General features: G+C 67.3%; 11 protein-coding genes and 1 pseudogene. 10 read left to right on the forward strand and 2 right to left on the reverse strand.

Annotated elements, in window-relative coordinates:
• Positions 1–200 precede the first annotated feature (200 nt).
• A complete protein-coding gene (locus RBS60_RS13515) occupies positions 201–554 on the reverse strand; it encodes a YceI family protein (protein WP_307958094.1) in 354 nt (117 codons plus the stop codon).
• Positions 555–725: 171 nt separating this feature from the next.
• On the opposite strand from RBS60_RS13515, the gene RBS60_RS13520 reads away from it, so the two are divergent.
• Positions 726–1016, forward strand: a complete 291-nt coding sequence (locus RBS60_RS13520; protein WP_307958095.1) for a hypothetical protein — start codon at positions 726–728, stop codon at positions 1014–1016.
• Positions 1017–1218: 202 nt separating this feature from the next.
• On the opposite strand, the gene RBS60_RS13525 is transcribed toward RBS60_RS13520, so the two are convergent.
• The gene (locus RBS60_RS13525; RefSeq protein WP_307958096.1) at positions 1219–1395 is read right to left on the reverse strand and encodes a hypothetical protein; all 177 of its coding nucleotides are present in this window, start codon (positions 1393–1395) and stop codon (positions 1219–1221) included.
• Positions 1396–1464: 69 nt separating this feature from the next.
• Between RBS60_RS13525 and RBS60_RS13530 the strand changes: the two are divergent.
• From RBS60_RS13530 to RBS60_RS13570, 9 genes and pseudogenes are all read left to right on the forward strand, one after another.
• Positions 1465–1736: pseudogene (locus RBS60_RS13530) on the forward strand (IS3 family transposase); the annotation flags it as partial.
• 161 nt (positions 1737–1897) lie between these two features.
• The gene (locus RBS60_RS13535; RefSeq protein ID WP_307958097.1) at positions 1898–2956 is read left to right on the forward strand and encodes a LacI family DNA-binding transcriptional regulator; all 1059 of its coding nucleotides are present in this window, start codon (positions 1898–1900) and stop codon (positions 2954–2956) included.
• A gap of 194 nt (positions 2957–3150) precedes the next feature.
• Entirely contained in the window at positions 3151–3642 is a 492-nt protein-coding gene (locus tag RBS60_RS13540) for a hypothetical protein (RefSeq protein WP_307958098.1), read from the forward strand.
• Positions 3643–3756: 114 nt separating this feature from the next.
• Positions 3757–4911, forward strand: coding sequence for a substrate-binding domain-containing protein (locus RBS60_RS13545; protein ID WP_307958099.1), 1155 nt, complete (start codon positions 3757–3759; stop codon positions 4909–4911).
• A gap of 63 nt (positions 4912–4974) precedes the next feature.
• Complete coding sequence (locus RBS60_RS13550; RefSeq protein WP_307958100.1) at positions 4975–6480, forward strand: sugar ABC transporter ATP-binding protein; 1506 nt, start codon at positions 4975–4977, stop codon at positions 6478–6480.
• Position 6481: 1 nt separating this feature from the next.
• Positions 6482–7468: an ABC transporter permease gene (locus tag RBS60_RS13555; protein ID WP_307958101.1), complete on the forward strand. Its 987-nt coding sequence runs from the start codon at positions 6482–6484 to the stop codon at positions 7466–7468.
• A gap of 2 nt (positions 7469–7470) precedes the next feature.
• Positions 7471–8592 (forward strand): Gfo/Idh/MocA family oxidoreductase, encoded by a 1122-nt coding sequence (locus RBS60_RS13560; RefSeq protein ID WP_307958102.1) that lies wholly within the window; start codon positions 7471–7473, stop codon positions 8590–8592.
• A gap of 12 nt (positions 8593–8604) precedes the next feature.
• Positions 8605–9426: a sugar phosphate isomerase/epimerase gene (locus RBS60_RS13565; RefSeq protein WP_307958103.1), complete on the forward strand. Its 822-nt coding sequence runs from the start codon at positions 8605–8607 to the stop codon at positions 9424–9426.
• A 24-nt stretch (positions 9427–9450) separates the two neighbouring features.
• Positions 9451–10632 (forward strand): Gfo/Idh/MocA family oxidoreductase, encoded by a 1182-nt coding sequence (locus RBS60_RS13570; protein ID WP_307958104.1) that lies wholly within the window; start codon positions 9451–9453, stop codon positions 10630–10632.
• Positions 10633–10710: the final 78 nt, after the last annotated feature.

A 10710-nucleotide genomic window follows, 5' to 3' on the forward strand; every position in this document is an offset into this window, starting at 1 on the left:
TCGTGGCACCCCTTCCTTTCTCCACATGGCAGGGGCAGTCCTATCGAAGGTCGCGAGTGTCATGGCGAAGAATCCTTTTGGGCATCGAACGCACGAATCGGACAAGCCGGAAAGGCCGGCCAGCCCGGAGAAGCATCACGGGATTCTTTTGGGGGAGTGGCTGATGCGCGAGGAAGACGGTATAGACCGGGTCTTCAGTATCAGTGACCACGACCGGCCGCTCCCACCCGAGAGAACCTGTCTTCAGGGGCATGAGATACCGCATGGGCAGGATCATTGCTCACACGGTCATCCCGTCGGCTAGGAGCATCATCTGTCCTCACCAGCCGCACGGGACGTTTGAAGCGCCAGCGCAGGTCCTCATCGCTCATGGGATTCATCGTGCTGACCGAGGCGGTCGCGACGGTGACTTCGACACTCGATTCCGTCAGGTCCTTGGCCACGACGATGGTGCCGCGCACCGCCTCGAAGCGACCACGCACGCGTCCCACCACGAGGTGCTGGGCGCGGAAGGTCACGAAGGTGTGGATGGGGTCGATCTCGAAGGTGCCCACCGGAGGAGAGAGGACGTGGTTGGTGGTCCCCGGAGCCGGGGAGATGAACGACGAACTGCCGCGACCCGCGGCTAGGCTTGGGAGTGGATACCCGAAGCGCCGCTGCCCTGCTAAAGGGGCAGCAGCAGCGGTGCTGGACCCAGGAGGTGCGTGGTGCACGCGATACTGAGGGTGAACACATTCGATCCGGCGAAACTGGGCGCGGCCCAGGATGACCTGCGCGAATTCAACAGGATCCACGCGGCCCAAGCGGGCTTCATCGGGAGCATCACCGTCGATCTCGGCGGCGGCCGGGAATTCGTCATGAACGTTTGGCAAAGCGCCGAGGACGCCGACGCGGGCGTGTCCGTGCTCGGGCCCCACGTGGGGCGCCTGCTGAGCCCGCTCATGGCCGCGGCATCGGAGTTCATTGGAGCCGGTCCGGTTGTCGGCACGGACTTCGCCCCAACACGGCAGTCCTGATCCGGCCGCGTTCAGGATGAGATGTGATTCGCTCCCCGCGCATCCGCACGCTCTGGTCGCGCGGGTCGGCAAGCGCCAGAGACATGTCTTCGACCGGCTCATTTGCGCCTGCCCCCGGATGCCTTCCGGCTCCGTCCGGTGAACATCGTCCATCCGATGCGGTTCGAGGGTGCGCGGCCCGTGAGGGTCCGCGCGGAGCGGGCTAGCGCCCTGCTGTGACGGCGTGCCCCGCGCGGAGCGCGGCGGTTCGCGCGGCGTCGACCGCCACGCCGTAGTCGCGCTCGGCGGCCTCGAGGTTGGTGAAGCCGTCGAGCACGTCCGAGAGGACCTTCTCGGGGCCGCGCTTGATCGGGTCGCCGTAGCCGCCGGAGCTCGGCACGGTGATCTCCAGCGAGTCGCCGGTGAAGCGCTCTGGGCTTGATGGAGACTCCTGACCTTGGAAACGAGGATGGAGTCATGGCAACGAGTCGGGTCTGGGAAACCGATGGCACGTCGGTATTCGCCCGGAGGAGAAGGCTGCCGCGGTGCGGATGGTGCGGACACATGCGCGCGGAGCTGGGGGACCGAGCACGGGACGGTGCAGCGGGTCGCGGCCCAGCTGCGCCACGGCCCCGAATCGGTGCTGGTCTGGCAGGCCGGACATCGACGACCGGCGCGGGGCCGCGTGTGAGCACCGCCGACGCCCGGCGGATCAGGGAGCTGGAACAGGAGAACCGCGAAGCAGAAGGTGGCGCGCCAAGGGTTGTGGAGCAGCCAAAGGGGCCGCAAGCAGCATGGGTGTCCGGGGTGCGTCGGCGCTGACCCGGCATTGCTCTGCTAGCGTCTAGCTGTAGGGTTGGCAGGCTTTCCTTTGGTGGTACGTCTTCGGAGAGGAGCGGCTGTTGGCACAGGAATCGGGGCGCCCAGCATCTGTTCCGCGACGGCGGAAGCCCAGCATCAACGATGTGGCCAGGATCGCCGGTGTCTCCTATCAGACCGTCTCCCGAGTCATCAACAACGCCCCGGACGTGAGTGCTGCGACCCGGGACCGGGTGCTCGGCGTGATCAAGGAGATCGGCTACCGCCGCAATCGGACGGCCACGGCGCTCGTCACTAGTCGTTCGACGGTCATCGGGATCCTGACAGACGGCTCTCCGCGCTTCGGGCCGGTAGGGACGCTCATGGCACTTGAGAGCCTGGCGCGGCAGAACGGCTACGCATCGACAGTTGTGACCGTCGACGAGCCGTACCAGGAGAGCGTGCCGAAGGCACTGGACGCCTTGGACGACGTGGGCGTCGACGGCATCATCGTCATCGCGCCACGCCTTGCCATGGCTGCCGCCGTATGGAATGCCGACGTCCGGGTGCCGGTCGAGATGATCGCAGCCGGGGCCTCCTCCACGCCGAACGTCTTCACCTACTCCGAGAACCAGGAACTGGGCGCCCGCATGGCGACCCAGCACCTCATCGACCTCGGCCACAAGGACATCGCCCATATTGCAGGTTCGATGGAATGGTTCGACGGCCGTGTCCGTAAGCGCGGCTGGGAGGCATCGATGCGGGATGCCGGCTTGGAACCCGGGTTGTGCGTCGAGGGCGACTGGAGCCCGAAGTTCGCCTATGAGACTGGGCTGCGCCTGGTTTCCGAGGGAAGGGTGCCACAGGCGATCTTCGCTGTGAGTGACCACACCGCGCTCGGCCTGATCCGGGCGTTCGCTGAGAACGGCGTCCGGGTTCCCGAGGATGTGAGCATTGTGGGCTTCGACGACGTAGAGGGCTCAGACTACTTTCTTCCGCCGCTGACAACTGTCCGCCAGGACTTCCCGGCGCTCGCCCAGGCCAGCATCGACGCGCTCCTGGCGGCTGTCGAGGGGCGCGAGGTCGACAGGACCCCGAGCGTCCCAACTCTTGTCGTGAGGGCGAGCACCATCCCAGCGCGTCTTCGCCAGACCAGCCCTTGAGCCGAATGCACCGAAACCAGGACGAGGCGCTTTTGCTCCCTGGGTAAGCGGGGGAGCGTGCGTCTAGGCCCCTGCTTTCGATGGCTCCGATCATCACGAGTCAAAAGTGACCCTTGACACACCACCCCGTGAACGTTCACGATAGATGGACCGTGAACGTTCACGGTAGGTCTCAAGGAAAAGGAGGAGCCACGGTGGAAGCCGACAACTCGGTCCAGTCCCTCGGGCTCCCATCCGGGGTCCGGGTCGGCGAAGTCGACGCCGGGCAGTGGGCCAACGCAGCGCAGCTGATGCTCGCGGCCCACGGCTCGGACAACGACATCGCCAGAGGTGTGGATGCGTTCGTCCCCCGCAATTCCTCGGCTGTCGTGGGTGTCCTCCAAGACGGAGCCCTGTGGGCGAGCCTGGTCCTGACAGCGGACGGGTCGGGCTCTCTCGCATCGGTGAAGACCGTGGATCCGGGGGATCTCGAATCTCCCGGTGACTTGGCCAGCGTCTCCTCGGAGGCGGTCGCATGGGTCCACGCCCACCACGGTCCCTGCAGTCTCGGGCTCTTCTTCGGCAAGCCACATGCCGAGGCGTTCCTGAACGCCTCTGACAAGGCTGCGGCGATCCGTGCAGCCTCGACCGCCGGCGGGCTCATCCTCTCGCCGGTCCCTCCCGCTCTGGCGCTTGCACTCGCCTGAGCGTCCCAGAACCGAACTCCTACCACCGGATCCAGACCGCTCAGGGGGATGACCCCCAAAGCGCGTCGCGGTCCAGCACAACCCTTCCCCTCCCGACAGGACTGGAGATCACCCATGATCCGCAGAACAGCGTCCCTCGCGGCGGCCGCCGCAATCACCCTCGCGGCTGCCGGGTGCAGCTCATCAACGAGCGCCGCCGGAGGAACGGACTCCGGCGTCTCCCAGAAGGCCGAGACCGCCCTCAGGCAGGTCACCGGGCAGGTGCTCAGCAAGGGCCCGAACGGCGAGACACCCTCGCCCGCCTCGGCCACGACCCTGACATCCGACGAGATCGCGAAGGTCAAGGCCATGGGCGCCACGGCCGCGATCGTCATGCACTACGGCGGCAATGACTGGGCGACAGCCCAGACCGCCGGCCTCAAGAGCGAGTTCGAGAAGCTCGGCATCAAGGTCATCGCCACGACGGACGCCGACTTCAAGCCGGACAAGCAGGTCTCCGATCTCGAGACCGTCATGACCCAGAAGCCGAACATCATCGTTTCGATCCCCACCGACCCCGTTGCCACCGCGTCGGCCTACCGCAAGGCCGCGCAGGCCGGAGCCAAGCTGGTCTTCATGGACAACGTCCCGCAGGGCTTCACTGCGGGCAAGGACTACGTCTCCGATGTCTCCGCGGACAACTACGGCAACGGCGTCGTCTCCGCCCACGAGATGGCCAAGGCCCTCGGCGGCAAGGGAAAGATCGGGGTCATCTTCCACCAGGCCGACTTCTTCGTGACCCAGCAGCGGCACCAGGGCTTCAAGGACACCATCGCGAAGGACTACCCGGACATCCAGATCGTCGAGGAGAAGGGCATCGCCGGCCCTGACTTCGCCGGCGACGCCCAGGCCGGGGCGAACGCGATGCTGAGCAAGCACGCGGATCTCGCGGGCATCTGGGCCGTGTGGGACGTCCCGGCAGAGGGCGTCATGGCGGCGGCGCGCGCTGCGGGGCGCCAGGACCTCAAGATCGCGACCGAGGACCTTGGCAAGAACGTGGCCATCGCCCTCGCGAAGAACGACCTCGTAGTCGGCCTCGGCGCCCAGGTTCCGTTCGACCAGGGCGTGACCGAGGCACAGATCGCTGCCGGAGCCCTGCTCGGCAAGCAGGAGCCGGCCTACGTGGCGCTGAGCGCACTGCCAGTGGACCACTCGAACGTCCTGGACGCGTGGAAGCAGGTCTACCACGCAGACGCCCCCGCGGACCTCCAGAGCTCCTACAAGAAGTAGCGGGCCAGAAGCACCAGAAGCAGTCGGGCGGGGGCTGATGCCCCCGCCCGGGAGGGACAACCCATGAACACGCCAGACAATGCCGTCGAGATGCGGTCCATCTCCAAGGGCTTCAACGGGGTTCCGGTCCTGAAGGAGGTCGACTTCGAAGTCCGCAGAGGCGAGGTCCATGCGCTTGCAGGGGGCAACGGCGCCGGCAAGTCCACCCTCATGAAGATCCTGCAGGGCGTCTACCAGGCAGATGCCGGCGAGATCCTCATCGACGGGAGGCCGACAGCCATCAATTCCATCCAGGGGGCGAAGGCCGCCGGGATCGGAATGGTCTTCCAGGAATTCAGCCTCGTGCCGAGCCTGACGGTCGCGCAGAACATCTTCCTCGCCTCCGAGCCGCTGGCCGGCGGCCTCATCAATGACCGCGAGGCCGTCCGCCGAGCCAAGCAGAGCTTCGAGGAGATGGAGGTCCGCGTCGATCCCAAGGCCGAGGTCTCCCGCCTCGGAACGGCGTACTGGCAGCTCACGGAGATCGCCAAGGCGCTGTCTCAGAACGCGAAGGTGCTCATCATGGACGAGCCGACTGCGAGCCTGGCCAGACACGAGACCGAGGCGCTCTTCGAGCTCATCGATCGGCTCAAGGCCCGCGGCATCTCGATCATCTACATCTCCCACCGCATGGACGAGGTGTACCGGATCGCGGACCGCATCACGATCCTGCGCGACGGCCGGCGGCTGCTCACGGAGCCGCTGTCCAGCGTGACGCCCGAGCAGATCGTCGAGGGCATCGTTGGCAAGAAGATCGAGGGGCAGCTCGCCTACCGCGAGCGTGAGCATGCGACGCACGACGGCGTCCCGCTCCTCGAGGTCCGCGGGCTCACCTCCGGACCCAAGGTCCGGGACGTCTCGTTCGCGCTGCGGCCCGGGGAGATCCTCGGACTCGCAGGCCTCATGGGCAGCGGGCGCACCGAACTGGCCCGCACGCTGTTCGGTATCGACAAGGCCACGAGCGGCGAGATCCTCATCAGGGGCAAGAAGGTCACGATCTCCTCGCCCAAGCAGGCGATCGCGGCAGGACTCGCCCTGATCCCGGAAGACCGCCGCGCCCAGGGCCTCGTCCTGGACCACTCCGTGCGCGACAACCTCCTGCTCCCCCTCCTCGGGAACATCAGCCGCGGCCCGCTCCTGGACATCGGTGAGGGCAAGAAGCTCTCGTCGTCGCTCATCGAGAAGCTCGCGGTGAAGGTCGCCCACCCGAACCGCCCCGTCAGGCTCCTCTCCGGCGGAAACCAGCAGAAGGTGGTCATCGCCAAGTGGTTGGGCACCAACCCTGAGGTGCTCATCCTCGACGAGCCGACGGCCGGCGTCGACATCGGCACGAAGAGCGAGATCCTCGACATGATCCGGGACCTGGCGAGCACCGGCAAAGCGGTGATCGTCATCTCCTCCGAATACCCCGAACTCCTTGCGGTGAGCGACCGAGTCCTCGTCCTCAAGGAAGGCTCCATCATCCAAGACCTGCCTCGCGGCGAGATAGCCGACGAGGAATCACTCCAACTCGCAGTCCAGGGAGTCTGACATGAGCAAGACAGCCCCCGCAGCCCCCATCGAGACGGCGACATCGCCGAGCTTCGGCGAGACGCTGAGGAAGCTCGACTGGCGTCGCTACGTCATCTACATCGGCTTCGTCGTGGTGTTCGCGTTCTTCGCGATCCTCCTGCGCGACCAGGGCTTCCTGTCCGCGGTGAACCTGCTGAACATCTTCCGGCAGACCGCGACCATCACAGTGATCGCCGTCGGGATGACCTACGTCATCTCGTGCGCCGAGATCGACCTCAGCGTCGGGTCCACCGCCGGCCTATCGAGCGTCGCCACCGCGATGGCGATCTCCCATTGGGGCCTCCTGCCGGGTATCCTGGCCGGCCTGGCCATGGGCGTCATCGTCGGGGCCATCAACGGCGGCCTCGTGAGCCTCCTGGGCATCCCCTCGTTCCTTGTGACCCTGGGCATGATGGGGATCGCGGTCGGGGCCGCGCAGTGGATCACGGCGTCGGCTCCTCAGCCGATCCTCGACGACACCTTCAACACGATCTTCGGCTCCGGCAACATCGGCCCTGTCCCGGGCCTGGTCCTGTGGTCCGCGCTCTTCGTGGCGGTGGGCGCCGTCGTCCTATCCCGCACGAAGTTCGGCCGGCAGGTCCTCGCGACGGGCGGCAACCGCACGGCAGCGGACTTCACCGGCATCAGCACCAAGCGCATCAAGTTCCAGGTCCTGCTCATCTCCGGCATCGTGGCGAGCATCGCCGGGATGCTTTACGCAGGTCGCCTCCAGTCCGGACGCTTCCAGTGGGGCACGGGGGACGAGCTCTCGGCGATCGCCGCCGTGATCCTCGGAGGGACCAGCCTGTTCGGCGGCTCTGGCACGGTGATCGGAACGCTGTTCGGCTCGCTGCTCATCGGCCTGATCAACAACGGCCTCATCCTCGCCGGGCTCGACAGCAGCCAGCAGCAGGTCGTGCGCGGGGCGATCATCATCCTGGCCGTCGCCCTGGCCCGGAAGAAGTAGCCATGGGCGCCGCACTCCGCTCCGGGATCATCGGCACGGGATTCATCGGAGAGGTCCACGCGCACGCGGTGCGGGCAGCCGGCGGCACGGTGAGCGCCGTCGCCGGCCGGACGACGGCGAGCGCCGAGCGCGCTGCTCCCGCACTCGGGGCGATGCACGCAGCAGCATCGCCGGAGGCCCTCATCGAGCGCGACGATATCGACGTCGTCCACATCTGCACCCCCAACGCGACGCACGCCCACTACACGAAGCTCGCTATCGTCGCGGGCAAGGCGGTCGTCTGCGAGAAGCCACTCGCGACCTCGGTTGAGGATGCCGCGGAGCTTGCAGACCTGGCTAGGCGCCATCGAAGCGTCGCCGCGGTGCCGTTCGTCTACCGGTTCTACCCTGCCGTCCGCGAAGCGCGAGACCTCGCGCGCCGCGGGGACGCCGGCCGCCTCTGGCTCCTGCACGGTTCCTACCTCCAGGACTGGCTCGCCAGCCCCCAGGCAACGAACTGGCGCGTCGACCCGGCCAGGGGAGGGGCGTCCCGGGCCTTCGCCGACATCGGCGTCCACTGGTGCGACCTCATGGAATTCGTCACCGGGCAGCGGATCACCCGGCTTGTCGCATCGACGTCGCGGGCGTTCCCCGAGCGGCCCGGCGAGGGAGGCCCCAGCCCAGTCACCACCGAGGACGGCGCGAGCGTGCTGTTCGAAACCGACCAAGGCGCCGCAGGGTCCGTCGTGGTCAGCCAGGTCACCCCTGGCCGGAAGAACCGGCTCTGGTTCTCCTTCGATGGGACCGAGGCCTCCCTGAGCTTCGACCAGGAGCAGCCGGACACGCTTTGGCTGGGACGGACAGCGGCCGCCACCCGGGTGGCCGTGGGCCCGGACACCCTCACAACCCCGGCCGGGAGGCGGTATGCCAGGCTCCCCGCCGGCCACCCGCAGGGCTATCAGGACAGCTTCAACGCCTTCGTCGCCGACGTCTACGACGCTGTGCGCGGCGGGGCCCCCGACGGGCTGCCCACCTTCGCCGACGGGCTACGCGCGGCGCAGCTCACCCAGGCGCTCATCGACTCAGCGCAGGGCGGCGGATGGGTCAGCGTTCCCGCCTACGACAAGGTTTCCACCATCATCTGAAAGGGCCAGCCAATGAAACTCGGATACTGCACCATCACCTGGGGCGGGGTCGTCGGGCACCCGGTCGGGGTGACGAGCATCAAGGACCTCTTCTACATGACCCACGGGTCCATGGACCGGGCCGTGAAGGACATCGCCGCGGTCGGCTACGAGGGCGTGGAGATGTTCGACGGCAACCTCGCCGAGTACGCCGACCGGCCCGAGGAGCTCCGCGGCCTCCTCCAGGAGGCGGGCGTCTCGCTCGTGAGCGTCTACACCGGAGCGAACTTCATCTACGCCGACATCCTCCCCGACGAGCTGGACCGCATCCAGCGGTCCGCCGAACTGGCGGCCATGTTCGGAGCCGAACGCCTCGTCGTCGGCGGCGGCGCGCGGCGCGCCGCGGGAACCAGGGACGAGGACTACCAGCGCCTCGGCGAAGCCCTCGACCGGGTCGCCGACATCGCCGAAGGATCCGGCCTCTCCGCCAGCTACCACCCGCACCTCACCACCATCGTCGAAGGCCCGGACGAGCTCGAGCGCCTCATGCCGCTCACCAGGATCGGCTTCTGCCCGGACACCGCGCACATGGCCGCCGGCGGTGCCGACCCCGCGGCCATGATCCGCAAATACCCCGAGCGCCTCCGCCATGTGCACCTGAAAGACCTCCGCAGGGACCCGTTCACGTTCCTGCCCCTCGGTGAAGGCGAGCTCGACCTCCCGGACATCGTCCAGGCCATCAAGGAGAGCGGCTACGACAGCTGGCTCATGGTCGAGCTCGACGAGTACGACGGAGACCCCCGCGCCGCCGCCGAGATCAGCAAGAAGTACTTGGACTCCCTCCTCCATTCCTGACCCCCCATCGAATAGGAACACGTCATGAAGAATCTCAACGTCGGCCTCATCGGAGGCGGCTTCATGGGCAAGGCCCATTCGCTCGCATACTCGGCGATGCCCATGTTCTTCTGGCCGGCCCCGGCCATGCCTGTCCGCAAGACGATCGCCGAGGCGAACGAAGGCCTCGCTGCCGAGGCCGCCCGGCGCTTCGGCTTCGAGCAGTCGACCTCGAACTGGCGCCAGATCATCGAGGACCCAGAGATCGACGTCGTCGATATCGCGACGCCGAACCACCTCCATGCCGAGATCGCGATCGCCGCAGCCCAGGCGGGCAAGCACATCATCTGCGAGAAGCCTCTCGCCCGCACCGGCGAGGAGTCCAAGGCGATGTACGACGCGGTCAAGGACGCCGGCATCGTGCACATGGTGGCCTTCAACTACCGGCGCACTCCCGCCGTCGCCCTTGCCAAGAAGTACATCGAGGAAGGCGCGATCGGGCGCATCCTCAACTTCCGCGGCACCTACCTCCAGGACTGGAGCGCCGACCCCAACTCCCCGCTGTCGTGGCGCTTCCAGAAGTCCGTCGCCGGCTCCGGGGCGCTCGGCGACATCGCGACGCACGTCATCGACATGGCCCGCTACCTCGTGGGCGAGTTCGCCTCCGTCAACTCGATCCTCTCGACCTGGATCCCTGACCGACCTCTGCAGTCCGGCGGCGCAGACGCGCTCGGGAACGTTCTGGGAGGCGACGGGCCGCGCGGCGATGTGGACGTCGACGACGAGGTCATGACTATGGTCCGCTTCGCCAACGGGGCCGTCGGCTCCATCGAGGCCACCCGCAACGGCTGGGGGCGGAACAACTTCATCACGTTCGAAATCCACGGCACCGAAGGCAGCATCGTCTTCAACTACGAACGCCGGGATGAGCTCCAGGTCTGCTTCGCGAACGACGGCGCCGACCGCCGCGGCTTCCGGACCGTCTACACCGGGCCCGCCCACCCCTATGGAGAGGGCCTGTGGCCGATTCCGGCGCTGGGCATCGGCTATGGCGAAACCAAGATCATCGAGGCGCACGACTTCTTCAAGGCCATCGCCGAGGGCACCAGCGTGAGCCCGAACTTCGGGGATGGCTACCAGACCGCACTCATCGATGACGCGATCATCGCATCCGCCGAGAAGGAAGCCTGGGTCGACGTCCCCCTAGTGGCCGAGCTCGCGGACTAGGCCGAACACAGGGGCGGGGGGGGGGGGGGGGGCCCCCCCCCCCCCCCCCCCCCCAGCCCACCCACGAAAACACCCCCC

This window comes from Sinomonas sp. ASV486 (assembly GCF_030908215.1).
GTDB lineage: Bacteria > Actinomycetota > Actinomycetes > Actinomycetales > Micrococcaceae > Sinomonas > Sinomonas puerhi.